The sequence below is a fragment of the Phytohabitans sp. LZ39 genome (assembly GCF_059359075.1).
Genome location: NZ_JCADBM010000014.1, coordinates 204859 through 230691 on the forward strand (window position 1 = coordinate 204859; position 25833 = coordinate 230691).

At 73.3% G+C, this 25833-nt stretch carries 19 protein-coding genes and 3 tRNA genes; 7 read left to right on the top strand and 15 right to left on the bottom strand.

Annotated elements, in window-relative coordinates; genetic code table 11:
• Nucleotides 1-6: 6 nt before the first annotated feature.
• Nucleotides 7-2736, bottom strand: a complete 2730-nt coding sequence (locus AC5L36_RS26205) for an exo-rhamnogalacturonan lyase family protein (RefSeq protein ID WP_441221322.1) — start codon at nt 2734-2736, stop codon at nt 7-9.
• Between the two features lie 124 nt (nt 2737-2860).
• Here AC5L36_RS26205 and AC5L36_RS26210 point away from each other — a divergent pair, with 124 nt between their 5' ends.
• The 5 genes from AC5L36_RS26210 (at nt 2861) to AC5L36_RS26230 (ending at nt 9682) form a co-directional block, all read left to right on the top strand.
• Nucleotides 2861-4807, top strand: a complete 1947-nt coding sequence (locus AC5L36_RS26210) for a DUF2264 domain-containing protein (RefSeq protein ID WP_441221323.1) — start codon at nt 2861-2863, stop codon at nt 4805-4807.
• A gap of 57 nt (nt 4808-4864) precedes the next feature.
• Entirely contained in the window at nt 4865-5929 is a 1065-nt protein-coding gene (locus AC5L36_RS26215; RefSeq protein ID WP_441221325.1) for a LacI family DNA-binding transcriptional regulator, read from the top strand.
• Nucleotides 5930-5986: 57 nt separating this feature from the next.
• Nucleotides 5987-6994: a hydroxyacid dehydrogenase gene (locus tag AC5L36_RS26220; RefSeq protein WP_441221327.1), complete on the top strand. Its 1008-nt coding sequence runs from the start codon at nt 5987-5989 to the stop codon at nt 6992-6994.
• Nucleotides 6995-7215: 221 nt separating this feature from the next.
• Nucleotides 7216-7410: a hypothetical protein gene (locus tag AC5L36_RS26225; RefSeq protein ID WP_441221329.1), complete on the top strand. Its 195-nt coding sequence runs from the start codon at nt 7216-7218 to the stop codon at nt 7408-7410.
• 91 nt (nt 7411-7501) lie between these two features.
• Nucleotides 7502-9682, top strand: a complete 2181-nt coding sequence (locus tag AC5L36_RS26230; RefSeq protein ID WP_441221331.1) for a glycoside hydrolase family 15 protein — start codon at nt 7502-7504, stop codon at nt 9680-9682.
• A gap of 548 nt (nt 9683-10230) precedes the next feature.
• On the opposite strand, the gene AC5L36_RS26235 is transcribed toward AC5L36_RS26230, so the two are convergent.
• Both AC5L36_RS26235 and AC5L36_RS26240 read right to left on the bottom strand, forming a co-directional pair.
• Nucleotides 10231-11427: an RNA polymerase sigma factor gene (locus AC5L36_RS26235; protein ID WP_441221333.1), complete on the bottom strand. Its 1197-nt coding sequence runs from the start codon at nt 11425-11427 to the stop codon at nt 10231-10233.
• A 2-nt stretch (nt 11428-11429) separates the two neighbouring features.
• Nucleotides 11430-11777, bottom strand: coding sequence for a YciI family protein (locus AC5L36_RS26240; RefSeq protein ID WP_441221335.1), 348 nt, complete (start codon nt 11775-11777; stop codon nt 11430-11432).
• 82 nt (nt 11778-11859) lie between these two features.
• Between AC5L36_RS26240 and AC5L36_RS26245 the strand changes: the two genes are divergently transcribed.
• On the top strand, nt 11860-12858 hold the full coding sequence (locus tag AC5L36_RS26245; RefSeq protein WP_441221336.1) for a hypothetical protein: 999 nt from the start codon (nt 11860-11862) through the stop codon (nt 12856-12858).
• Here the strand turns inward: AC5L36_RS26245 and AC5L36_RS26250 are convergent.
• Together AC5L36_RS26250 and AC5L36_RS26255 are read right to left on the bottom strand one after the other, a co-directional pair.
• A complete protein-coding gene (locus AC5L36_RS26250) occupies nt 12839-14077 on the bottom strand; it encodes a hypothetical protein (protein WP_441221338.1) in 1239 nt (412 codons plus the stop codon). The two genes, AC5L36_RS26245 and AC5L36_RS26250, sit on opposite strands and share 20 nt — an antisense overlap.
• An 85-nt stretch (nt 14078-14162) precedes the next feature.
• Nucleotides 14163-15092: a LysR family transcriptional regulator gene (locus tag AC5L36_RS26255; protein WP_441221340.1), complete on the bottom strand. Its 930-nt coding sequence runs from the start codon at nt 15090-15092 to the stop codon at nt 14163-14165.
• A gap of 117 nt (nt 15093-15209) precedes the next feature.
• On the opposite strand from AC5L36_RS26255, the gene AC5L36_RS26260 reads away from it, so the two are divergent.
• Nucleotides 15210-16187, top strand: a complete 978-nt coding sequence (locus tag AC5L36_RS26260) for a DMT family transporter (RefSeq protein WP_441221439.1) — start codon at nt 15210-15212, stop codon at nt 16185-16187.
• A 56-nt stretch (nt 16188-16243) separates the two neighbouring features.
• On the opposite strand, the gene AC5L36_RS26265 is transcribed toward AC5L36_RS26260, so the two are convergent.
• The 10 genes from AC5L36_RS26265 to AC5L36_RS26310 form a co-directional block, all read right to left on the bottom strand.
• Nucleotides 16244-17068 (bottom strand): alpha/beta fold hydrolase, encoded by an 825-nt coding sequence (locus tag AC5L36_RS26265; protein WP_441221342.1) that lies wholly within the window; start codon nt 17066-17068, stop codon nt 16244-16246.
• 185 nt (nt 17069-17253) lie between these two features.
• The gene (locus AC5L36_RS26270) at nt 17254-17748 is read right to left on the bottom strand and encodes a hypothetical protein (protein ID WP_441221344.1); all 495 of its coding nucleotides are present in this window, start codon (nt 17746-17748) and stop codon (nt 17254-17256) included.
• A 670-nt stretch (nt 17749-18418) separates the two neighbouring features.
• Nucleotides 18419-19432 (bottom strand): SMP-30/gluconolactonase/LRE family protein, encoded by a 1014-nt coding sequence (locus AC5L36_RS26275; RefSeq protein WP_441221346.1) that lies wholly within the window; start codon nt 19430-19432, stop codon nt 18419-18421.
• Nucleotides 19429-20022: an acetoacetate decarboxylase family protein gene (locus AC5L36_RS26280; RefSeq protein WP_441221348.1), complete on the bottom strand. Its 594-nt coding sequence runs from the start codon at nt 20020-20022 to the stop codon at nt 19429-19431. Before AC5L36_RS26280 ends, AC5L36_RS26275 begins: the two co-directional genes overlap by 4 nt.
• 21 nt (nt 20023-20043) lie before the next feature.
• Nucleotides 20044-21255 carry a hypothetical protein gene (locus AC5L36_RS26285; RefSeq protein ID WP_441221350.1) on the bottom strand — a complete coding sequence of 404 codons (1212 nt, stop codon included), beginning with the start codon at nt 21253-21255 and terminating at the stop codon, nt 20044-20046.
• Nucleotides 21256-21304: 49 nt separating this feature from the next.
• A tRNA-Lys gene (locus tag AC5L36_RS26290) sits at nt 21305-21376 on the bottom strand.
• 4 nt (nt 21377-21380) lie between these two features.
• Nucleotides 21381-21463 (bottom strand) — tRNA-Ser (locus AC5L36_RS26295).
• A 27-nt stretch (nt 21464-21490) separates the two neighbouring features.
• A tRNA-Gln gene (locus tag AC5L36_RS26300) sits at nt 21491-21564 on the bottom strand.
• 239 nt (nt 21565-21803) lie between these two features.
• Nucleotides 21804-22706 carry a cyclase family protein gene (locus tag AC5L36_RS26305; protein ID WP_441221352.1) on the bottom strand — a complete coding sequence of 301 codons (903 nt, stop codon included), beginning with the start codon at nt 22704-22706 and terminating at the stop codon, nt 21804-21806.
• A gap of 126 nt (nt 22707-22832) precedes the next feature.
• Nucleotides 22833-25631 (bottom strand): immune inhibitor A domain-containing protein, encoded by a 2799-nt coding sequence (locus AC5L36_RS26310; RefSeq protein ID WP_441221354.1) that lies wholly within the window; start codon nt 25629-25631, stop codon nt 22833-22835.
• Between the last annotated feature and the right edge of the window lie 202 nt (nt 25632-25833).

Below are 25833 nucleotides of genomic sequence, written 5' to 3' on the forward strand. Positions count from 1 at the left end.
TAAGCCTCACGGAAGGTGGTCGCCGACCAGCGCGAGGCACTGGATCGCGGCGAGTCCGTACTGGGCACTTGCGTTGGTGGACACGAACGCGGCCTCGTCGACGGGCTTGAGCACGGCGGAGCCGCCGACCCGCACGGAGCGCCAGTTGAGGTTGCGCGGGTAGCCGGCGTGTCCGGTGTAGAACTCCTGCCAGGCGCGGGCCGCGAGCGCCTCGTTGCCGGTCTTCACGGCGGCGTACGCGGTGAGCCGGGAGTGCGCCTGGCGCAGGTTGAGGTTGCCGAACGACTGGCCGGTCTCGGCGATCTGCTCGGCGGCGGTGCCGTTGTACAGCCGGCAGTACTGGAGCCAGGCGTCGGTGAACTCCGGCATGTCGACGAGGTCGATCAGCTCGCTGCACATCTCGACGAGGCCGAACACCGCGCCGAGCGAACCGACCGACACCACCGGCTGGGCCGGCGCGAACTCGCCGGTGTCGAGGTCGTAGAGGCCGCTGCCCTGGATGAACCCGTTGGGCATGGCGGCGATGGTGCGCGCCGTGTTGAGCAGCTTGGTGCGGGCGATCGGGTTTCCGCCGCGTTCCCACTCGGTGAGCCAGGCCGCCGCCAGGCCGCTCCAGTCGGTGCCGGTGCCGATCGACAGCGCGTGCGGGTCCGGCTCGTACGGCTCGGTGCGGATCTTGCGGATCGGGTCGAGCACCAGGAAAGTGCGGTCGGAGTCGACGAGGTCGCGCATGAGGTCGCCGACCCGCTCGTCGGCGGTGAGGAAGTAGTAGACGCGGCGGTACGCGGCGCTGCTGATCCGCAGCTGCTTGGCGCTGTCGGCCCAGTGCAGCACGCCGTGCCGGGTGCCGAGGTCGCGCCACTTGCCGAGGTGGTAGACGTCGACCTCGCCGGTGTGCCGGGTCATCGCCTCGGCGAAGCGGAACACGTCCGCGCGGCCGGAGCGCAGGTACTGGTACCACAGCCAGAGGTCGGGGGAGAGTTCCGAGTTGGCCCAGGCGTAGCCGCCGACGTCGTACCGCCACACGTGCCGGTCGGTGTCGTAGCTGTGCATGATGTCGCCGTAGTGCCAGAACCCGTACCAGGAGCGCTGGTCGACCTGCTTGCGGTGGTGGTCGAAGAGGAAGTCGAGCCGGTCCTCGATCTCGCGCCGGGCGTCGGTGCTCCGGTCGACCGGGCTCCAGTCGCCGAACACGCCGGCGGCGTGCAGGTGCTCCGGCGTGCTGACGACCAGCGGCGGCGCGGCGGTGGCGGCGGCGAGCTGGGCGAAGCGCTCGGCGGAGGGGGTGGCGTCGAGCGCCCAGAACGACAGCTCGGTGGTGCGCGCGATCCCGTACGGGGTGCCGAAGCCGGGCTCGTAGTCCTCGTACGTGATCTCGAGGCCTTCGAGCTGCTCCGGGTAGGTGTCCTGGCCCATGCCGTCGTGGTAGAACCGCAGGTCCATCGGGGTGGCGTCGGGCGACCACAGCCAGGCGGTGACCTCGGCGTGCTCCCCGGCCGCGCCGCGGACGTCGAGCTGGGTCGGGTGCAGCTGCCAGAAGTCCTTCATGCCGAACGCGAGCCCGCCGGAGACGCCGCCGGCGTAGGCGAGGCCGCTGGCCCGTCGCCCGGTGTCGACCTGCACCCAGCCGTGCCCGGCGCTGGTCCGCTTGCGGATGTCGAAGCAGCCGTCGGCGAGCTGCCGGAGGCTGTAGTCGCCCCAGGCCGGGATGAGGTGCAGCCGGCTGGTCACCCGCTGGTCCCATGTGGACGGATCCGGGAGGGGCCGGCCGGCGATCTGCGCCTGGCGCACGGCCGCGCCGGGATCGCGGCGCAGGCCGGTGATGCCGCGGACGGCCTCGCCGAGCACACCGTCGCCGTCGCCGGCGAACCGCACGTGCCGGTCGTAGAGCTGGTCGGCCATCGGCACCCGGAACCGGACGCCGAGGCCGCTGATGAAGTCCTTCTTCTCGTTGCCGTCGAAGACGAAGGTGTGCACCATCCGGATGCCGTCGCTGCCCGCGTAGAGGTAGAACCGCACGGTGAACGGCAGCCACTCCCGGCGGCCCTTGTCCGCGCGGTGCTTGCCTTCGACCCGGACGACCGCGCGGACCGGGCCGCTCTGCTCGACGGTCACCTTGTGGATCTCGCTGGTGAACCGCTCGGTGTGCACCGTGGCCGGGGCGTCGTCGGCGTCGTCCTTGCGCAGGCACACGAGCGTGCCGTGGGTGGCGACGGTGCGGTCGCCGCGGACGATCTCGCGCACGAGCACCCGGCCCTGGCGGGCGAACACGCAGCGGATGGCGCCGGTGTCGACCTCCACCTCGCGGCGGGTCTCGGTGACCTTCAGGGGAGCGGCCGGCGCGGCCGGGGCGCCGGGGCGCAGCGTGTATCGCTCGGCGGGCGGGACGCCGGTGCCGATCGCGTGGGCGGTCCACTTGACGCTGCCGTCCGGCCAGAAGCCGATCGGCCACGACTGCACGGGCACGGCCGCGCCGTCGGCCGTGGCCAGCGACAGCTCCTGGCCGCGGGCGAGCGTGCCGCGCGCCCAGGGCACGCCCCAGGTGGAGCCGACGAGCGCCGAGGGGGTGCCGCCGTCGAGCCAGCGCAGGGGCACGTCGGCCGGCTCGACCGCGGCGAGGGTCTCGGCGGTGGCTCCGGCGGGCGCCGCGGCGGCCGGGCGGGTGAGAGGCAACTGGGACGCGGCGCCGGCGATCGCCGCGCCCATCAGCAGGCTGCGCCTGGGCAGCTGGGGCATGGCGCACTCCACTTCGTGGGGGTGGAAAACGCTTACTATGACCATGCAGGTAACCAGGAGTGCTGACAGCTGTCAATACCTACTTGTACCTGCTTGATCCGCTGCCGGAGGCTCGTCTAGGCTCGTGCGCATCGCTACAAACGTTTTAACAAGGCTGCCGCCGGTCGACCCCCCGCTGTCGCCGTACACCGGGTGGACCCGCGCGCACTGGGAGGCGCTCGCCGACCACCTGCTCGACGCGGTGGTGCCCTACGCGACGCCCGGCTTCGCGCGGTTCCGCCTGCCCGGCCGGCCCAGCATCTCCGGGCTGGCCAGCGACGGCCTGGAGGGGTTCGCGCGCACGTTCCTGCTGGCCGCGTTCCGGATCGCCGGCGCCGGGGGCGAGGTCGCGCCGTCCCTTCTGGAGCGCTACGCCGAGGGGCTGGTCCACGGCACCGACCCCGGGCACCCGTACGCGTGGCCGGTCGCCGCCGACTGCTCCCAGCAGATCGTCGAGGCGGCCTCGATCGCCGTCGCGCTGCACGAGACCCGCCCGTGGCTCTTCGACCGGCTCGACCCCGGCGAGCGTGAGCGGGTGGTGGCCTGGCTCGACGGCTTCGCCGGCAAGCGCACCTGGCAGAGCAACTGGGTGCTGTTTCCGGTGATGGTCCAGCAGTTCCTCGCCGGCGCCGGTGGGCCGCACGACCCGGCCGCGGTGGAGGCTGGGCTCGACCGGATCGAGCAGTGGTACGTCGGCGACGGCTGGTACACCGACGGCGACGGCCGCAGCTTCGACTACTACGCCGGCTGGGCGCTGCACCTCTACCCGCTGCTGTGGGCCCGGATGTCCGGCGACGAGGCGCGCGCCGCCCGCTACCGGGAGCGGCTGCGGGTGTTCCTCGACCAGTACCAGCACATGTTCGCGAGGGACGGCGCGCCGGTCCACCAGGGACGGTCGCTGTGCTACAGGTTCGCCGCGGTCGCTCCACTGTGGCTGGGCGAGCTGTTCGACGCGACCCCGCTGCCGGCCGGCCGCACCCGGCGGATCGCCAGCGGGGCGCTGCGCCACTTCGTCGAGCGGGGCGTGCCCGACGAGCGCGGGCTGCTCAGCCTCGGCTGGTACGACCGGTTTCTGCCGTGCGTCCAGCACTACTCCGGGCCGGCCTCGCCGTACTGGGCCAGCAAGGCGTTCGTCGGCCTGCTGCTGCCCGCCGACCATCCAGCGTGGACGGTGCGGGAGGCGGCCGCGCCGATCGACGAGGGCGACCGCGTGGTCGCGATGCCCGGCCCCGGCTGGCTGGTGCACGCCACGCGGCACGACGGGATCGTCCGGCTGGTCAACCACGGCAGCGACCGGGCCCGCCACATCGCGCCCGAAGGGCTGGAAGACCCGCACTACGCGCGGTTCGGGTACGCGTCGCACGCCGCGCCCGAGGCCGGCGAGGACTCCCGCGTGCGGGCGGTCGACGGGCACCTCGCGGTCATGGCCCCCGACGGCACCGTCTCCCGGCGGCGCCGGATCGAGCCGGTCGCCGCGCACGACCGCTTCGCCGCGTCGGCCTATGTGGACAAGACGCCGGAAGGCCCCGTGCGGGTGGTCACGGCCTCGGTCGCGCGCGGGCCCTGGGAGGTGCGGGCGCACCGGGTCACCGCGCCGGCCGGCCGCACGGTCAGAGACGGCGGCTACGCGCTGGCCGGCTCGCGCCCGCCGTCCGTCCACACCGGACCCGGCTGGGCTCGGGTGAGCCGGCCGGACGGGCTCTCCAGCGTCGTCGTCGGCCTGCACGGGCTGGGCGGCGCCGCGGTCGCCCCGGCGGTCGACGCGAACGCGTACGGCGTCCGCTCCGCCACGCCGTACCTCACCGGGCCGCATCCCGGCGGGAGCGCGGTCTTCGTCTCGCTTGTGGCACTGACCGGTGACCGGGTCGAACCGGCCGCGCTGGCCGACGCGTTCGCCGTGGCGGTCGACGGCGACACGGTCACCGTGACGTATCCGGACGGGGAGCGGGTCGAGGTCGCGCTCGGCGACACGCCGTCCTACGCACGCCATCCGGCCGGCGGCGGCACGCCGGTCCGCTGGTCCGCGGGTTGACACCGCCCGGTGTTTCTGTAACCGTTTTCTGCAAACTTGCCGAGGGAATGGGGGACGATGGCGCGGCAGGCGAGCGATCCCGCGGACCGCCGGCGGTCCACGATCCGCGAGGTCGCCGACCGGGCCGGCGTCTCCGTCGCCACCGTGTCCCGGATCCTGACCGGCAGCTACCCGGCCGCCCCGGCCACCCGGGCCCGGGTCATGCGCGCCGTCCGCGATCTCGACTACGTGGCCAACGCGCACGCCCGCGCCCTGGCCGGCACGCCCAGCAAGAGCGTCGCCATCGTGCTCAACTCGGTGATCTCGCCGCACTACGCGCACGTCGCGCAGGGCGTGGAGACCCAGGCGGCCGCCGAGGGGCGGCTGTGCCTGGTCGGCACCACCGGCGGCGACCCGGAGCGCGAGCTGGCGATGGTCAAGTTCATGCGCGAGCAGCACGCCGAGGCGGTCATCCTCGTCGGCAACGTGGTCGCCGACGACAAGTACCGGGAGCGCATGAGCCAGTACGCGCACGCGCTGGCCGCCATCGGCTCCTGCCTCGTGCTGTGCGGCCGCCCGCCGCTCGGCCCCGACGTGCCCGCGGTCGTGGTGGAGTACGACAACGCGGGCGGCGCCTTCGCGGCCACCAGCCACCTGCTCTCCGCGGGCCACGAGCGGATCCTCTTCCTCGGCCGCCGCCCCGGCTACACCACCGCGGAGGGGCGGCTGGCCGGATACCGGCGGGCGCTCGACGCGCACCGCGTGCCGCACGACCCGGCGCTGGAGGTCGAGGGCACGATGGAGTGGCACGAGGGCTACCGGATGATGAAGGCGCGGCTGGGCGACGGCCCGCCGGACTTCACGGCGGTGTTCTGCCTCAACGACCTGATCGCCGGCGGCGCGCACAAAGCGTTGCGGGAGCGCGGTCTGCGGGTGCCCGACGACGTGTCGATGGTCGGTTTCGACGACCTGCCGCCGTCGCTCGACCTCGACCTGACCACCGTGCACCTGCCGCACGAGGAGGTCGGGCGCACCGCCGTGCGGCTCGCGCTGGAACACGAGACCCGCGGCGGCACGCCACCCCACGTCACGCTGGGCACCCACCTCGTGGTGCGCGACTCGGTCCGCCCCCGCCTGCCCTGACCGACCCGAGGCCGGTCGGGGTAACCGTTACACGAGCCGTTTCCGAGGAGGTCGACCGTGCCGGACCGCCCCGCCGCGGCGCTCGCCATGCAGGACTGGGCGCTGTCCGGACTGTTTCCGCCCGACCTGCTGGAGCGGCTGCGGACACTGCTGCGGCTGCCGCCCGGCCCGGCGCTGACGTCGTTCGGCACGGCGGAGGCGGGCGCCGCCCTGCGCGAGGCCGAGGTACTGGTGACCGGCTGGGGCTGCCCGCGGATCGACGCGCAGGTGCTCGCCGCGGCGCCCCGCCTGCGCGCCGTCGTGCACGCGGCCGGCTCGGTGAAGCGGCACGTCGACCCGGTCGTGTTCGCGCGCGGCGTCGCCGTCTCCTCGGCCACCCGGGCCAACGCGGTGCCGGTCGCCGAGTACACGGTCGCCGCGGTCGTGTTCGCGGCCAAGCGGGTGCTCACCCGGGCGCACTGGTACGCCCACGACCGCGCGGCCGGCGACTGGCGCTCGGGGGCCGGCACCGGGCTGTACGGGCGGACGGTCGGCGTCATCGGCGCCTCGACGATCGGCCGGCTGGTGCTGGAGCGGCTCCGCGCGTTCGACGTCCGCCCGCTGGTCGCCGACCCGTACCTGACCGCCGCGGAGGCCGAGGCGCTCGGGGCGGAGCTTGTCGACACCGACGAGCTGTGCCGCCGCGGCGACGTGGTGACCGTGCACGCGCCCGCGCTGCCGGAGACCCGCCACCTGCTCGACGCCCGGCGGCTGGCCCTGCTGCCGGACGGCGCGACCGTCGTCAACACCGCCCGCGGCTCGCTGGTCGACACGGCCGCGCTCACCGACCACTGCGCCAAGGGTCGGATCGACGCGGTGCTCGACGTCACCGAGCCTGAGCCGCTGCCGGTCGACCACCCCCTGCTGCGCCTGCCGAACGTGTTGGTCACCCCGCACCTGGCCGGGTCGCAGGGCAGCGAGCTGCGCCGGCTGGGCGACTTCGCGGTCGCGGAGGTGGGCCGTATCGTGCGCGGCGAGCCGCTTCTGGGGCTGGTGCGGGCAGACCAGCTGCACCGCATCGCCTAGACTGCGGGCGCGATTGACCCGCATCAAATGGGTGATGCCGCGGCGCACAACGAATTGCGCATTGCCTGGGGCAAAGAAGATCGCTAGGTTGCTGTTGTTCACGCTCACGTGAAAATTTTTCACCACGAGTGAAGAAACTGTCGGCCAGCGCGAGAAGAGCGATGTCGCACACCAGCTTATTCGTCGGGAGACTCGGCGTGCGGGTCCAGATGGATGGCCCTTTGGCGGCCATCGACGGGCTCCTGACCTGGCAGGAGTTCGAGTCCACGCTCGCCGCGATCGTGGGCGGGCCGGTCGCGCTCGCCGAGCGGAAAATCGCCGTCGAGCGCGACGGCGAGCGCGGCACCGTGGTCACTTACGGACATCTGACCGACGGCTCGGCCGCATTGTTGCGCCAGGTCCTTTCGCGGACATAAATAGGCAGGACTCTTAACCGGACACCCAGTTTGGGAGGGGACGAGCGGGGAAACATCGCGCGTGTAGATATCTCGATCCCGGGAGTCCGCCATGCGCGTGTTCGCCATGCTCCTCGCCATCGGCGCGACGCTGTTCGTCGCACCCTCCGCCGCGCCGCCCGGCACCGCGAAAGCCGCGCTGGCCGGTGCCGCGCCCGGCGCCCCGGTAGCCGCGCCGGCCGGTGCCGCGCCCGGCGCCCCGGGAGCCGCCGAGGACTTCCTGCCGGCCGACAAGTCCGGCTTCGGCACCGCGACCGCGACCGGCAGCCGGGTCTGGCTGACCGTGCAGAAGGCGGGCGGCCTCGGCGAGGTCTTCTACCCCGACCTGAGCACGCCGAGCGCCCGGCTGCTCCGGTTCGCCGTCGCGGACGGCCGCCGCGCGGTGGCCGCGAACGACGCCGCCCGGGTCCGCACCGAGCTCGTCGACGACCGCGCGCTCGTCTACCGGCAGACGTTCACCGAGCGGACCGGCCGGTGGCGGCTCACCGCGACGTACGTGACCGACCCGGCCCGCGCCACCGTGCTCACCGAGGTCCGCTTCACCGCGTCCGACCGCCGCCACTACGACGTCTACGCGCTCTACGACCCGGCCTTGGCCAACACCCGCCATGACGACACGGGCCGCACCGAGGGCGCCGCGCTCGTGGCCACCGACGGCGCCGCGGCGAGCGCCCTCGCCGGCTCGCCCCCGCTCGCGGCGACCTCCAGCGGCTACCGCGGGACCAGCGACGGCTGGACCGACCTGCTCGCCGACGGCCGGCTCGACCACCGCTACGCCAGCGCCCCGTCCCCGGGCAACGTGGTGCAGACCGCGCGGCTGCGCCTCGGCGGCGGCGGGCGGGCCACCCTCGCGCTCGGCTTCGGACCGGACGCCGGCGCCGCGCTGACCGCCGCCCGCGGGTCGCTCACCGCCGGCTTCACCGCCACCATGCGGGGGTACGCCGCGGGCTGGCACCGGTACCTCGCGTCGCTCCACACCCCGCCGGCCGTGCTCGACGGCGCGGAGCAGCGGCGGCTCTACCGGGTGTCGGTGATGGTCCTGGCCGCCGGCGAGGACAAGACCCACCGCGGCGCCTACGTGGCCTCGCCGAGCATGCCCTGGGTGTGGGGCCGCGACGACCCGTCCGGCCCGTACCACCTCGTGTGGTCCCGCGACCTCTACCAGATCGCCACCGCGCTCATCGCGGCCGGCGACGTCGCCGGCGCGGGCCGCGCGCTCGACTACCTCTTCACCGTGCAGCAGAAACCGGACGGCTCGTTCCCGCAGAACTCGCGCGTCGACGGCACCCCGGTCTGGGAAGGCCTCCAGCTGGACGAGGTGGCCTTCCCGATCGTGCTGGCCCACCAGCTCGGCCGGACCGACGCGCGGTCGTGGGACCACGTGCGGCGCGCGGCGGACTTCCTGCTCGGCGCCGGCCCGGTCACGCCGCAGGAGCGGTGGGAGAACCAGTCCGGCTACTCGCCCGCCACCATCGCCAGCGAGATCGCCGCGCTGGTCTGCGCCGCGGACATCGCGCGGGCCAACGGCGACAGCGCGGCCGCGGACCGCTACCTGGCGACGGCCGACGAGTGGCAGTCGCAGGTGAAGTCGTGGACCGTGACCACCACCGGCCCGTACTCGTCCGGCCCGTACTTCCTGCGCCTCACCAAGGACGGAAACCCCGACGCCGGCACCACCTACACGATCGGCGACAGTGGACCGTCCAACGTGGACCAGCGGCGGGTGGTCGACCCGAGCTTCCTCGACCTGGTGCGGCTCGGCGTCCTGCCCGCCGACGACCCGGCCGTCGTCAACACGCTGCCGGTCATCGACGCCCAGCTCGGCGTGCGCACGGCGCGGGGCCTCTACTGGCACCGGGCCTCGTTCGACGGGTACGGCGAGAAGCGCGACGGGAGCCGCTGGGAGTTCGGCCTGCCGGACGACTCGCGGATAACGCTGGGCCGGGCGTGGCCCCTGCTCAACGGCGAGCGCGGCGAGTACCAGATCGCCGCCGGGGACAAGGCCGGCGCCCGCCGGCAGCTGGCGGCGATGGCCCGCGCGGTCGGCCCCGGCTACATGCTGCCCGAGCAGGTCTGGGACCACCAGCCCCCGGCGACGTTCCCGGCCGGGACGCCGACGTTCTCGGCGACGCCGCTGACCTGGACGCACGCCCAGTTCGTGCGCCTCGCCCAAAACCTGGCGGCCGGCCGCGTCCTCGAACAGCCCGCCGTGGTCGCCGCCCGCTACACGTGAGCCCGCCCGCCGCGCTTCCAGAGGCCTCTCCGTGTCAGGGTCGCCGCCCGCCGTGGCATCACTTCGAGGCATATTTGCCCATGCTCGCGTCAGCGGGGGACCGTATGCTCCCGCGGGCACCGTTCCCGGCCGGCGGCTCGCCAGGGCGAGCCGAAATCCCCGGCCGTCCACTGCCAGCTCCGCGAGACAAGCCCCGAAGGGGTCTTCGCGGCCCGACCCCCGCGGTCCTGACGTAGCGTAAACCAGCTAAGGGGAGGAGATCGCGGTTGCTTTCCCGGATCGCCGATCCGGGAACAGGCATTGTGGACAAACGTCGACCGCCGCATGGCGTGTGAGCTCAAGCTAGCTGCCCCCGCCGGTTGCGCGCAGGGTGAGCGTGACCAACGGCGGACGGGTGAGGCCGCGGGAAATGCACCCCAAGAAAACGCTCCGCTGCGCTCCACGTTTCCCCGGGGGCCCCGCGCAGCGGTCTGGACCACGACGGACATCGCGGTAGCTCGAATCTCTGTCTAAATAGGGGGTCGAAGCCACCCCGACTCCGAAAGGTCTTAGAGTGCGGCGCGGCGGCGCCGGAGGAACGACTGCTCGGCGGTGTTGGCGGTGTGGGAGATCGCGGCGTCGTAGGCGGCCGCGGCCTCCGCTGTGCGGCCCAGGCGGCGGAGCAGGTCGGCGCGGGCGGCGTGGTAGACGTGGTAGCGGTCCAGGTCCAGCGCCTCCACGAGGGCGAGCGCGGCGGCCGGGCCGTCCACTTCGGACACCGCGATCGCCCGGTGCAGGGCCACGACCGGGGTGGGCGTCAGGGCCAGCAGCTGGTCGTACAACGCCAGGACCTGGCCCCAGTCGGTGGCCGAGGCCGCCGGCGCGTCGCTGTGCACGGCGTTGATCGCGGCTTGGATCTGATAGGGGCCGGGGCTGCCGCGGCGCAGGCAGGCGCGCACGATCGCCTGCCCCTCGGCGACGAGGTCCGGGTCCCAGCGGGTGCGGTCCTGTTCGGACAGTGGCACCAGGTCGCCGTCCGGTGTGGTGCGGGCGGCGCGGCGTGACTCGGTGAGCAGCATCAGGGCGAGCAGGCCCATGGCCTCCGCCTCGTCCGGCATCAGCTGGACGAGGACGCGGGTCAGCCGGATCGCCTCGGCGCACAGGTCGGCGCGGACCAGGTGCTCGCCGGAGCTGGCGGTGTGGCCCTCGGTGAAGACGAGGTAGAGCACGGCGAGCACCGAGCGCAGGCGGTCGGGGAGGTCCGCCTCGCGGGGCACGCGGTAGGGGATGCGCGCGTCCCGGATCTTGCCTTTGGCGCGCGAGATGCGTTGGGCCATCGTCGGTTCCGGCACCAGGAACGCTCTCGCGATCTCCGCCGTGGTGAGCCCGCCCAGCAGGCGCAGCGTCAGCGCGACCCGGGCGGCCGGCGCCAGTGCCGGGTGGCAGCAGGTGAAGATGAGCCGCAGCCGCTCGTCGTGCACGGGGCCCTCCTCGGTGGGCGGTTCGGCGGCGTGCAGCAGGGCGGCCTCGGCGTGCCGGTCCGCGCGGGTGGCCTCGCGGCGGAGGCGGTCGATGGCGCGGTTGCGGGCGGTGGTGACGATCCACCCCTGCGGGCTGGGCGGCGGCCCGGTCTCCGGCCAGCGCCGCACCGCCACCGCGAACGCCTCCTGGACCGCGTCCTCGGCGACGTCGATGTCGCCGAAGGCGCGGACCAGGACGGCGACCGCGTAGCCGTAGTGCTCGCGGAAGACCTGCTCGACCGACACGCTCAGTGCTCCTGGAACGGCCGGACCTCGATGTGCAGCGGCTTGACGATGGTGGCGAGGCGGCGGGCCCAGGCGAGCGCGGCGTCGAGATCCTCCGCCTGGATGATCGTGAACCCGCCGAGGTGCTCCTTGCCCTCCAGGTACGGGCCGTCCGTCATGAGCACCTCGTCGTCGGTGGCGCGCAGCACCGTGGCGGTGCTCGGGTCGTGCAGCCCGGCCGCGAAGACCCACGCGCCGGCGGCCTTCAGGTCCGCGTTGAGGGCGTCCAGCTCCCGCATGATCGGTTCGAGGAACTCGGGCGGCGGGGCTTCGCCGTCGGGCTGGTAGATGCTGAACAGGTACTGCTGCATCGTCGTGCTCCCTTCTTGTCCCATCCTGTACACGAACGACCCGGGACCACTTCGACACCGCTTCCGTGATTTCATCTGGACCGTGGTCCGGACTACCCCTCCTCGCCCCGTCGACGTCGTGGCGCTGTTTCCCGCGCTGGCGGCGCACGCGCGCTCGACGACGCGGCTGCACCCTCGCCCCGGCGCGCCGGCGGCTACGCACAGCTCCGTCGGCGGCCCGCTGCTGTGGCCCGCCGACGAGCCGTGGCCGCACTGCGACGACCCGCACGAAGACGTGAGCGACCCGGCGGACCCTGCGGCGGTGCGGCGGCGGCGCGCCATCCTGGACGCCGCCTGGCGCCGCACGCCGCGCGACGAGGACCTGCGGATCACCGACGCCGAGCAGGCCGAGATCGACGCGCTGGAGGAGGCCGAGGCGCCGGAGCTCGACGGACGGCCGGTCGCGATGGTGCCGGTCGCGCAGCTCTACCGGCGGGACACGCCCGGATTCATCGGCCCGGACGGCGCCGACCTGCTCCAGGTGCTGTGGTGCCCGCTCGACCACGCCGACCTGGAGTACTGCCCCCGCGTGGCGGTCCGCTGGCGGCGCGCGGCCGACGTCGCCACCGCCCTGGACGCGCCGCCCGAGCCGCTGGCCGCCGACGAGCACTACCTGCCCGTGCCGTGCGTGGTGCACCCGGAGCCGGTGGTCGAGTACCGGTACGGCGGCCTGCTGCCCGAAGACCTCGACGGCGAGATCGAGGAGTGGGAGGAGGAGGCGGAGCACTCGTACCAGTACGACCTGTCGATCGCCCCGGGCTGGAAGCTGGGCGGCTTCGCCTCCTGGCACCTGACCGACCCGTACCCGATGGACTGCGACGACTGCGGCACGCCGATGGAGCTGCTGCTCACCGCGGCGAGCAGCGAGTGGGACGGCGGCAGCGGCAGCTGGCGCCCGGTCGAGGACGCGGCCGAGCCGGAGACCGACGCGCTCTTCGGCCCGAGCGAGCCGACCGGTGTCCAGATCGGCCGCTCGTACTCACTGTGGGTCTTCTACTGCCCGCGCTCCTTCGACCACCCGGTCAAGACGGCGATGCAGTAGGCGGCGGGGTCGGCGGCGGCGTCGACGGGATCAGGGTGGCCGACGGGCCGCGGGTGGCGTTCCAGGCGGCGTCGTAGGCGACCACCCACACCTGGTTGGGCATCGTCCCGGGCGACGACACGGTCGCGCTGGTCACGCCGCCGGGCACGATCGCGCGCACGCGCACCTCGTCGACGTTGAACGAGTGCACCACGTGGTACTCGACGATCCCCGTGTCGTCGGTGGCGGGTGCCCAGCTGACCAGGGTGCCGCTCGCCGTGCCGGTGACCACGGGCACGCCCGGCGCCGTGGGCGGCACGGTGTCGCCTGGCACGCGCGGGACGGTGGGCGGGTGCGGGAAGCTGACCCGCGGGCCGAAGCCGCTCATGTTGCCGGCCGCGTCCACGGCGCGTACCGAGAAGTGGTAGCTGGCGCCGGTGTTGCCCCCGATCGACAGCGTGACCGGCGCGTTGGTGGCGACCTGGCGCAGGAAGTGGTCCTCGTAGAACTGGCCGCCGAAGTAGATCAGGTAGCCGGTCACGCCGGTGTCGTCGGTCGAGGCCGGCCAGGTGATCGTCGCGGTCGTCGGGGTCACTTCCAGCAGCTCGGGGCGGCCGGGCAGGGACGGTGCCCGGGTGTCCTGGACGGTGTCGACGGTGACGTCGTCGAACGAGGCCGCCGCCCGCTCGGTGAACAGCGCGACCGCGCCCGCCGCGAAGGTGGCGTCGGTGGCGGTGAGCGTCGCCGCGCCGACCGTCGCCTGGAGCCGGTCGCCCTCGACGCGCAGGCTCAGGTCGTACCACCGGCCGGTGCGCACCGGCAGCGTCGCGGTGGCCAGCACGGTGCGCCGCCCGGCCGCCACGCGGGCCAGTTCCACGCGGTCGCCGGGGCGCAACGCCAGCGTGTACCCGCCGGATGTGGTGGACCGGGCGACGATGCCGGCGGCGGCCCACGGACCGGACAGGGAGGTGGGTTTGACCCGCGCGGAGAGCGTGTAGCCCGCCCAGCCGGCCTCGCCCGCGGTGGCCCGTGCGGACGTGGCGCCGGAGCGCGACTGGCGCAGGACGCGCGAGCCGTCGGTGGAGACGCCCCACCGGCCGCCGGTGAGCTGCCAGCCGGCGGAGCCGCCGTCCTCGAAGTCGTGCGCGAAGACCACCGTGGCGGCGGCGCTCTCCGCGACGGCGACGGCGGTGCCGGTCAACAGCAGGGCGGCCGCCAGCCCTGTCCACATGCGACGCATGCCGACACCCTAGGTGTGGCATCGACAACTGACAATGCATCCGTCCTTGGTCATCGCCGCGTGGGCCCATTTGTTCCGGTACCTGTTACTCGGCTCTGACCGGGTCGAGTCCGCGCACCTGGTCCGTCACGGCCGTCAGGAGGGCGGTCAGCGCGGGAGCGGGCGGAATGTCCCGCGTGACGGCGACAAGGCGGCGCCCGAGGGCGGCTTCGGCGACGTCCCGGATGGCGACAGCGGGGTCGCCGGCCGGCAGAGCCAGTGGCGGCATCAGGGCGACCGCCGCCCCGGCGCGGACGAGTTCGAGCTGGACGTCGGCGTCGCTGGAGCGATGCCGCAGGTCGGGCTCGTAGCCGCCGAGGGAGCGGCAGGTCCCGACGACCATGGCGTGGTGACCGGTGCCCTCGGCGGACGCGGTCCAGACGTCGGATCGCAACGCGGCGACCGCGACGGCTCCTCCGGGCCGGGCCAGCGGATGTGCCGCCGGCAGCACGACCTTGATCGGCTCTTCGAGCAGGACCGTGAAGCGCAGCCCGGCCGGGCGGGGGCGGGGATGGCCGTCGTACTCGTCACCGATGACCAGGTCGACCGCGCCCAGCCGCAGGCCCGGCAGCGACTGCTCGAGCTCCAGCTCGAAGATCTCCATGCGCACCCGGGGGTGGTCGACCGTCATACGGGCCAGTGCCGGGACCAGCAGGCGCCGGGCGGCCGACTGGAGTCCACCGGCGCGCACGGTGCCCCGGATGTCGCCGCCCAGCGCCGCCAGGTCGGCCTCCGCCGTCTCGGCGGCCGCGAGCAGCACGCGGGCGTGCCGGGCCAGGAGCTGTCCGGCGTCGGTGAGCCGCACGCCCCGCCCGGCCTTGACGAGCAGGGCGGCGCCGACCTCCTTCTCCAGCAGCGTGAGCTGCTGGGAGACCGTGGAGGGGCTGTAGCCCAGAGCCGCGGCGACCGCGGCCAGGGTGCCGCGCTCCTCGAACTCCCGGAGGAAGCGCAGCCGCCGAAGGTCCAGCGTGACCATGCGAGAATCCTAACGAGTTGCCTCCATGAATCATCGCTGGACCCGACGAGTAGGGCCGCTGATCCTTGGAGCGTGGGTCCCGCACTGTGTCTTCTGTCCGCGGCGTGCTTCGGCGCCATGGCGATCTTCGGCAAGTTGGCCTACGACGACGGCGTCTCGCCCGGGGCCCTGCTGCTGGTGCGCTTCGGCCTGGCCGCGGCCCTGCTCTGGGCGGTCCTGCTCGCGCGGCCGGGCCTTCGCCGTACGGAGCCGAGTCCGCGCCAGGTCGAGGCCGCGGAGCCGGGCCCGCGCCGGGTCGAGGCCGCGGGATCGGACCGGCGCGGGGTCGCGGCCGCCGCCCCGGACCGGCGTCCGGGCGAGGCCGCCGGCCGGCCGGCGGTGACGCGCGGCCGGGCACTGGCCACCGCCGTCGGGCTGGGGGCCATCGGTTACGCCACGCAGGCGAGCCTGTTCTTCTCGTCGCTGGAACTCATGGACGCCTCGCTGCTGGCGCTGATCCTCTACACCTACCCGGTCCTGGTCACCGTGGCGGCGGTGCTGCTCGGCCGCGACCGGCTCACCGGTGGACGTGGCGCCGCGCTGGCGGCCGCGTCGGGCGGGACGCTGCTGGTCCTGCTCGGCGCTGGCGGCGGGAGCTTCCACCCGCTCGGTGCGCTGCTGGCCTTCGGGTCCGCGGTCACCTACACGGTCTACATCCTGGTCGCCGACACCGTCGTGCACCGGCTGGCGCCGGTGGTGCTCTCCACCCTCGTGATGACCGGCGCCGCCGGCACCCTCGGCGGCCGCGCCCTGCTCACCGGCGGCGTCGACCTGGGCTTCGGGTGGCGGGGATGGTTCTGGCTCGTCTGCATCGCGGTGGTCTCCACCGTCGTGGCGATGCTGGCCTTCTTCGCCGGCCTGAAGCGGACCGGTCCGTCGACCGCCGCCATCCTGTCCACCTTCGAACCCGTGGTCACCACCGCGCTGGCCGCGCTCACCCTCGGCGAGATCCTGACCCCGGTGCAGCTGGCCGGCGGGGTGCTGGTCCTGTCCTCCGTCGCCGTCCTCCAGCTCCGACCCACCCCAAGCGCGCTGGCGGTGAAGCTGGACTGGTGACACCCGGTCTATTGTGGACGAGGCGCACGCCCCGCGGGACGCGCGCCTTTCCGGGGTCAGGCTCGCGGGCGGATCACCGGCGACAGCGTGGCGGCGAACGGCTCGGGTGCGTCGACGAAACCGGTGTGGTCGCCCGGAAACATCACGACCTGGGCGTCCAAAGTGGACGCCAGCGCGCGGGACGCGCGGTCGCAGAGCTGGCCGGCCGAGTCCTCACCGATGCCCACCACGACGCGCGCGCCGCCGGCGCGCAGCGCGGCCGGGTCCGGGCGCCAGAACGTGCTCGCACGCACCTCGTGTGCGAACCAGCGGCGCTCGTCGGCCACGTGCCGCGGGTCGCGCTCGCCCCCGAACATCGCCTCGAGCGCGCCCTCGGGCAGGTCGATGCCGGCCTGGGCGAAGAACATCCGCCAGGCGCCGAGCGGGTCGCCGGCCAGGTACCTCGCGATCATCTCGTCGGTGCCGGCGGCCAGGGTGTCGCGGTCGGGCAAGAGGTCGGCCAGCGGCGGCTCGTGAGCGACGACCGTGTGCACCGTCTCCGGGTGGGCCTGCGCCAGCGCGAGCACCGTGCATGCGCCGCCGCTGGAGCCGAACACCGCGGCAGGCCCGCCGCCGACGTGGGTGAGCAGGGCGGCGAGGTCGCCGGCCCGCAGCTCCGGGGTGGACTCCTGCTCGGGGTCGGCGAGCGGGCTGCGGCGGATGCCGCGCGGATCGGTGGTGAGCACCATGTGGTCGGCGGCGAGCAGGTCGGCGAGCGGGGCGAACGCGTCGGCGTCCATCGGCGCGCCGACCAGGGCCACGAGCGGCCCGTCGCCGCGGATCTCGAAGTGCAGGGTGGCGCCGGGCACGTCCAGCGCGTGGGTGGCGGTCGAAGTCGTCATGCCCTGATCCTGGCCCCGCCGCACCGCCCGGATCCAACACCCGCAACGCCAAGATCTACACATCTGGGGCGTTAATCGGGGTCCGCGTCAAGAAAGCGCACCGCCTCGTCGTCGCCGGCCTGGCGGTGCTCCTGGTCGCGGCGGCTGAGCGGCCCCGCCCGACCGTCCTTTCCGGACGGACCGGACTACCGCTGGGTCGCCTCGTTGTACGTCTCCAGCGGCAACGTCGACGGACTCGCCTCCCGCTCCGCCTGCTTCGCGGTCGTCGCGGGCGGCACCGGCCGCTCCCGCGCCAGCAGGCCCTTGCCGAGCGCCGTGACCGTGGCGATGATCGCGACGTTGAGGGCGGCGTCCCAGTTGAAGGTCGTCACGTCGAAGACACCCGCCGCGGCGATGGAACCGGCCAGGGAGGCGAGAAACGTCTTCGCCAGGCGCACCAGCAGGTCCGGCCAGAAGGACAGGTCGGTGATCCGGCCGACGTACTGCAACACCGTCAGCAACGCCGACGACACCGCCGCGCTGATCGCGACCGTGATGGCGTACCGCCACGGCAGGTTGGCGACGGTGCTCGCGGTGCCGCCCGCGAGGAGCGTCGCGAAGAACACCTGCCCGGCCGACCAGCCGGCCCGTTCGAGGATATCGAGCAGGACGGCCTTGACCTTCTCCTTGCTCCACGCCATCGGTCTTACCTTTCGAGGGGGGAAAGATGCTCCTATGTGTACAGGATCCCGGCGGTGGCGTAAGGCGGGCTATCACCCGTTCGGGCGCGGCCACGATGCGAGCTGTCGCCGCACGGCCCCACCCGTGTCACATCCGGCCTTGTCGCGCCCACCCCGTGCTGTCGAGCTGCCCCGTCTGTGCGAGCAGGTCGACAGCCCTCCGAGGTTGATGGCCGCCGGGATGGCACCTCCCCGTCTCGCGGCCTGCGGGCCGCGGCACATACCGACTCCGGGAGCGCGGTCGGGGTCGGCGCGCTTGGCCACAATGCACGGTCAGACTCGAGACAGATTTTCCCAGGTCCGCGTCAGCTGCGGACCGTATGCTCCCGCGGGCACCGCTCCCGGCCGGCGGCTCGCCAGGGCGAGCCGAAATCTCCGGCCGTCCACTGCCGGCTCCGCGGGACAAGCCCCCACCTACGACATCCTGACGCGGCGTCACCAGCGTCGGGGGTCGGGCTTGAGATCTAGGAGACTTCGGGTTGATATAGCGGCGTAACTCTCCAAGATCTGGCATCGGACGCCGTTCACATCGCAGTGGCGGTTACTCGCGGTGACGGCGCCTCTGTCGGGTCTGGTGCCCGTCGACTCGGCACGCGGCATTGTGGACAAACGGACCGTGCGCGAAAGGTCTCTAGAGGGGGAGGCGGGCGATCGCCCGCTCGGTGAGGCTGCCCAGCCAGAGGGTGTCGCCGTGCTGGCGGACGCCGGTCACCATCACGTAGCGACCGGCCGGGCCGTGGATCGTGCGCAGCACCCGGCCGTCGCCGTCGACGCGGGCGACGATGCTGTACGGCATCGGTTGGGGTTGTAGGCGGGTGGGGAGGATGGCGGCCAGCCGCCGGATCGCCGGGTGGGGGAGCAGGCGTTCGGCGATGGGCACGCGGGGGCTGGCCAGCGCGACCCAGTAGGTGCCGTCGCCGGCCGACGACATGTTGTCCGGGTAGGCGGGCAGGTCGCCGAGGTGGGTGACCGTCGCGTCCGGCAGGGACAGGCGGACGAGTTGGTGGGCGGCGGTCTCGCAGACCAGCAGCGCGGACTCGTCGGGGGTGAGGGCGGTGCCGTTCGGAAAGTGGAAGCCGGTCGCGACGACCTCGGTGGTGCCGGCGGCGGGGTCGTAGGCGAGGACGCGGCCGTTGGGGCGGTGTTCGAGCAGGTCGCGGCGCCAGTGTGAGACGGGGAAGCGGTTGGAGCTGTCGGTGAAGTAGACCGTGCCGTCGCGGGCCACGGCGGCGTTGTTGCACAGCAGGATCGGGGTCCCGCCGGCGGAGCGGGTCAGGTCGGTGATGGCGCCGTCGCCGGTGATCCGGAGCAGGCCGCGGTAGGCGTCGCAGACGATCAGGCTGCCGTCGCGCGGGTCGAGCTCGATGCCGAGGGGGCGGCCGCCGGTGTTGACCAGGCGTTCGGGTGCGGCGCCGGGCGGGAAGCGCCAGATCCAGCCGTCTTCGGTGCCGGTCACGATCCGGCCCTCGGGGTCGGCGACGACGTCCTCCGGGCCGCGGGCGCCGCCGGGCACGGCGAGGATGTCGGCGGTGTCGAGGCCGGTGTCGGCCGGCGCCCACGGGCCGGTGAGGGGCGGCGGGGTGGTGGCCGGCAGCTTCGCCGGGCGGATCAGCCAGGGCGCCGGTGGGCGGGGGACGGCGTTCATTTGGACTCGCTTCCGAAGACCATGTCGAAGTCGCGCAGGGCGAGCGTGAGCAGCGGGCGGCGGCCGGCGAGGTAGGCAAGCGGGCCGGCTGGCGCCACCTGCCAGGTGGCCTTCGCGAGGCGGACGGCGGCGCGGGCGCGTACCGGCGAGACCTTCGCCCGGCCGGCGAGCTCCTGGATCACGGAGAACCGCGTGGGCCAGCGACCCGGCAGGCGCCGGCCCGTGGCGAGGTGGGCCTCGGCGATCCCGCCGGCTCGCGCCCGGGTCTCGGTGAAATCGAGCTCGGCCAGCTCCTTGGGGATGCCCCACAGCTCGCGGCCGCCGTCGCGGGACGCGGGACTGTCCACCCAGATGTCCACGATGGACACCAGCGGGCGGGCGGCCCGGCGGACGAGCACCGCCGAGAGTAGCTCCCGGTACTCCAGCACACCACCCGGGCCGTAGTCGACCCAGGCAGTGCCGACGAACCCGCGGCCGGCGACGGTGAGCGGCCGGGCCTGGGGCGGCGGCGGCAGCGCGGCACGCGGCACCATCCACAGCGACACGTACATCTGGCCGCGCAGGTGCCACGGCTCCGGCGGGTAGCTCACCCGTCCATGGTGCCCCACGGGTCAGGCGCTCACCTCAACGGTGGACCACGTGCGTGCCGGGCCGGTGCCCGGGCTGAGGTACGTGACGCCGGGACGGTTGTCGCGGCCGAAGAGCGTGCCGTCCGGCAGCTGACCCACCCAGTCCAGTCGGGGCGCGCCGGGTGCGGGGGAGTAGGCGCCACCGTCGAGGTATCCGGTCAGCTCCGGCCCGGCGAGCACCAGGAGGCCGCCACCGGCCGGCGCGACCGAGTAGGGCCAGTTGGCCTTCTCCTCGATCCCCCTGATGGGGTACGGCACCCAGGCGCCCGCCTCGAACCGCCACAGCAGCGGCAGCCCGGTGCCCTTGCGCGCGCTCGCCACGAGCCCGACGGGCGCGAGCCGGGCGGGTGCGAGCCGGGCGGGTGCGAGCCGGGCGGGCGCGAGGCGGGCGGGCGCCGCGGCGGCGTCCGCCTGCTCCTGGCCGGCCACGAGCCAGATGTCCCGGCCGTCCGCGGAGGTCACCACCCGGGCGTTCCAGACGGCGCGGCCCGGCTGGTCGGGGACCGGGAGCCGGGTGAACCCGCCGCCGGCCGAGCCGACCGCGGTGACGATCCGCCCACCGTCCACACCCGACAGCCAGATCCGGCCGTCGCGTCCGTTGGTCAGCGAGCGGGCCGCCGCCAGCTCCGCCGGCACATCCCGCCGCCAGCCGGTGCCGGCCGTCCAGTCCCGGACCGCGCATCGGCCACCGGACTCGGGGCAGTCGAGGTAGTACGTGCCGTTGGCCGAGTGGTACTCGACCGGCGTGCGTCCCCGGGCGTCGTAGGGGCGCGGCTGCCAGGAGGCGCCGGCGTCCCGCGAGACGTACCAGGAGTGCGGCTCGGCCAGCAGCACGACCACGTGGCCGCCACCGCTGTAGAGCTGGTGGTTCTTCGCCTCCGGACGCGGGTGCTCGCGCGGCCGCCAGGTGCGCCCGCCGTCCGCGGTGTGGAAGAGCCGCGCGTCGCAGAGCGTGCCGCAGCGGACGAAGAGCGCGTACCCGTGCCACGCGTCGGCGAACTCCACCGACACCGGCGCGTACCCCTCCGGCAGCCCGAGGTCGACCTTCACCTCCGCCAGCGGCGGCGGCGCGTGGCCGGGCGTCGTCGGCGCGGCGGCCGGCCGGCCGGTGTCCGCGTCGCAGGCGGTAGCCGCCGCCAGCACGGACAGGGACAGGGCGGTGCCGGCCAGGATGCGGCCCCAGTGATGCGCCATGCCGGTAGGAGCCGTGGAGGCGGCGGCGGGTTCCCGTCGCCGGTGAGGGTGCCGCCGGAGGGAATCGAACCCCCGCAGTCCGCATTAAAAGTGCGGAGCCCGTCCATCAGGCGCCGGCGGCGAAGAGGAGGGTGCCGGAGTCGAACCGGCAACGGTGTGACCCGCGACGGGTTAGCAACCCGCGTGCCTTGCCAATGGCGAACCCTCCGCGAGCCAGCGGCCGGACTCGGCGCCGCTCCGGGGGCGGGAATCGAACCCACGGGCCCCGCGTTCAAAGCGCGGTCACGGACGCCAACGCCGTACCCCGGAAGGTGGAGCGGTGTGGGTGGGCGGCGCCGGCGCGGGAGTGTCCCCGGCTAACTTCGCCGCCGCTGGCACTGGCCGGGCCCGCCGACGGAGGGCGTGCCCGCGAAACCGCACAGCGCGCAGCGCCGCGGTTTGGCGGTGGCTTGCCGCAACATGTCGGTGACTCCCCGGTCGGTGTGGTATCGACAATGACGGTAAGCCCGCGCCGGCAGCCGGCGCAACGCTTTTAGCCCGCCACCGTCCTATTCGGTCAGTACCGCGTATGCGCGCACCGGGAACGTACCGAAGCCGCGCACCCGGGGCGGTGCCGCGTGCAGGCGGGCGCCGGTGGGTGGGAGCTGGTCGAGCCCGGTGAGGTGTTCCAGCACCGGTATCCCGGCGGCGAGCAGGATCGAGTGCGCGGGGCGGGTGTCGCCGGCGACGCTGTCGATGTTGACGCTGTCGATGCCGACCAGCCGCGCGCCGGCCGCGGCGAGGGCACGTGCGCCGTCCTCGGTGAGGTACGGGGCGTCGGGCGCGCCGTACGCATCGGTGCCCCAGTGCCGGTCCCAGCCGGTGTGCAGCAGCACGGCGGCGCCGGCCACGCCGTACGGGGCGAGAGCCGTCGCGGTCACGCCCGGCTCAGCACTGCCGGTCAGCCGGACGAGCACGACCGGCAGGTCGGCGACCGCGTCCAGGGGTACGCCGGCCAGGTCGGTGCCGTCGGCGTACCGGTGGAAGGGGCTGTCGAGGTAGGTGCCGGTGTTGCCCACCATGCTGATCCGGTCGATGGCGAACTCGGTGCCGGGCGCGTAGCGGCCGCGCGAGTCGGCGCGCGTGAGGTGCGGGGTGATCTCCGGTCCGGGCAGGCCGGGGTAGGTGGTCATGCCGGCGGTGATGACGTGGTTGAGCTCCACGAGCCGGCCGGCTCGCCGCGGAGCCGCGTCGGCGGTGCGCAGGCCCTTGTGCGCCTCGGCGAGGACCCGCACGTCGCGCAGCCGCACCTCGCCGACCATGAGCAGGCCGAGCTCGCGGACGAACAGGTCGGCGAGCGCCTCCTCGGCGACGTCGGCGCCGGGGACGTCGAGCCGGAAGCCCCGCACTTGCAGCCCGCCGCCGTTGAGGAAGGTCACGTCGGCGTCGAAGGCCGCCCGGTACTCGGTCATGGGCCGATCATCCCCCAGAGACAGGTTCAGTAGTAGCGCACGCTGCTACATCCCGCCTTCAGCGGTGCTAAACGCGGGACCGCCGCCGGCGGATGCCGGCGGCGGTCCCTTTCGGAAAGTGGTGGGTTACGGCGCGGCGGCCGGTGGGGTCACCAGGACGGTGGCCCACTTGTTCTGGTAGCCGGGGTAGACCAGCCGGAACCCGACGCCGAACTCGACGTTGGCGTCGCCCGGGTTGCCGGTGCCGGTCAGGACTCCGCCGCCCAGGTCGATGCCGAACTGGCCGGTGGCCCGCTTGCCATCCTTGTTGACGATCCGCACGGTGTACGGCGCGCCGCCAACGGAGGGCACCACGACCGACGCGTCGGCGTCACGGAAGAAGAGCGGGTCCTCGGGGTCGAGGTCCGGCCGGTACTCGATGCCGGGGTACCAGCCCTTCGCGTCCGTGAAGCCCTTGACCGGGGCCTGCGGACCGAACCTGGTGCAGTATCCGCTGAACGGTTCGCCCGGCGCCTCGAAGCACTCCTTGAACGGGTACGTGTTGCCGAAGCCGAACGCCGCGTTCGAGGACTGCGGCCGCGACGGGAGGTTGTTGAGCGCCGACGGGTCCTTGTCGGCCGCCACGCCCTTGCGGCGGAGCGGGTCGAAGTGTGAGTCGACGATCAGCAGGCCGCCCTTGGCGCCGATGCTCGGCGGGTCGAACACGTTGTTGAGGACGTGGTTGAGGTTGCCGTAGCTGGTGTCGCGGTACCACACCAGCATGCCCGGCGCGTTGTACGGCACCCGGTCGACCTTCCACGCGCCGTCGCGCAGGTAGTTCGTGTTGTACGCGTACTTGAGGCCCTCGTCGAAGCCGTCGTGGTTGCGCCACTCCGCGAGGTAGTAGTGCGCGAACGAGAACTCGCCGGGCGAGATGCCCCAGCCGGTGCCCGTGGTGTTGGTGAACGTCTCGACCGTCGGCGTCCAGCCGTTGGTGCCGCTCTCGACGTCGTCGGACCACGTGGTGGTGCCGTCCGCGGTGACCGAGAAGTCGTCCGCGAACCAGCCGGTGTCCTCGAAGCCGGCGTCGGTGGCGTACCGCAGGCGCAGCTGGACGGTCTGGCCGGCGAAGGCGTTCAGGCTGACGTAGTCGTGCCGCCACTGCCCGCCGGTGGAGCCGGTGAGGCCGTACTTCTTGTCGCCGTAGTCGTGCATGCGGCCGTTCGGGTCGGCGTAGTCGTCGTCGGTGGAGACGAGGTTGCCCGCCGCGTCGAAGATCTTCTGCTCGGCCCACGTGGCGCCACCGTCGGTGGACACCTCGACGAAGCCGAAGTCCCAGTCCTCTTCGATCGAGTAGTTGTCCCACAGCCAGAACCGCACGTCGGTGCCGGTCGGAACCGCGATCTCGCGGGTCAGCCGCACGTCCGCCCAGGACTGGTCGTTGTTGGTCCACCACTGGTTGGCGCCGCTGTGCGGCGTGGAGAGGGTGACCTCCTTGGTGGGGAGGTTGACCCGCACGCCGTCCTCGGTGCCGACCGGGGTGCGCGACGTCTGTCCGATCTTGACCTTCGCCGGGTCGTCGCCGGGGTTGAGGATCAGCGGGTCGGCCCAGCCGAGCACGAACTTGTCCCACAGGCCCATGTGCGTCGGGATGCCCTGGAAGATCGGGCCGGTGTGCGATCCGGAGGCCATCAGGTCCCAGAAGTCCACATCGGAGTCACCACCGGACGCGGTGTCGTACCAGTCGGGCAGGCCGAGGTCGTGGCCGTACTCGTGGGCGAACACGCCGACGCCGGAGTCCTCGGGCTGGACGATGTAGTTGCTGATCTGGACGTCGGTACCCGGGACGGTGTGACCCGGCACGATGGCGGAGGAGTGGGCCCAGATCGCGTAGGGGCCCTGGGCGCCGCCGCCACCCGACTTGTCCTCACCGGCGTGCACGAGCACGAGGTGGTCGACGACGCCGTCCGGCTCGAGGACGTTGCCGTCGCCGTCCGCGTCCGACACGTCCTCGATGTCGTAGTCGGCCCACGGGAAGTCCGGGTTCTGGGCCGCGAGGACGTTCACCGCGTCGACGCCGAGCGCGCCGGGGCCGGAGGGGTTGTCCGGGTGCCCGTTCATGTCCTGGCTCGCGCCGGCCTCCCACACGCCTTCGGCGTTCTGCGTGCAGGTGTCCGCGCCGTACCACGCCTCGGAGTGCGGCACCGTCACCCACGGCGTCGCCTCACCGTCCACGGTGTACGCGCCCTTGGACATTTCCAGGTACATGTTGCTCATCGTGTACCCGCGCAGGTTGATGCCCTTCTTGCCGTCCGGGCCGCGCAGGTCGGGCCGCACCCGCTCGGTGATGCCGTCCTTTGTGTACAGCATGTCGTTGTACAGCTCCGGCGAGAAGTCGGGCACCCAGAAGCTGTTGTTGTCCGGGTGCGAGGCCTCGGCCGGGTTGGGGATGTTGTTGTGCAGCGGTCCATTTTGGACGTTGCCCGGCACGCAGTCCCGCTCGTTCTGCGGTGTCGTGGCGTCGTCGAACGTCGCCTGCGGCACCATCACGCCGCTGAAGTCGTCGTTGGCGTTCGGGTTGAACTCGATGAGGATGGTCAGCAGCTTGGCGACCTGGGTCTGGTCGGCCTGCTTGTAGCGGATGTCCCGGGGGTTCTTGCCGGTGCGGATCGCCTCGGCCTCGGTCTTGGCCAGCCCGCGGGCGGCGACCGGGTTGCCCTCGGAGAACTTGCGGCCGTACTCCGCGACCGGGTCGGGAAGCGCCCGCTTGACCTTGCGCTTGCCCTCCGTGGTCACGACCTCGCGGCCGTCGGTGGTGCGCTCGACCTTCGGGTCGACGTAGTTGATGTAGAAGTCACGGTCGGTGGGTGTGAAGTTGGCGGGGCGGTCGGCCGCCGCCGGGCCGGCCGAGGTGACCGACACACCGGCCACGGCGATGACCAGCACTGGTATGGAAACTAACGCCCGTCTTTTCCTACTTGTCCACATAGTCGCCCCGCTGGATCCACGGCCTAACAAGGTCCTCCCCTTTCTCGCGCGTCCTTGCACGAGCTCGGTCACTCCACGCATCCAACCGAATACGCGGGCAACGAAAGGACGTTATTCCACCCCACGGCCATGGACAACCACCGTTGTCGCTTCGGGGACG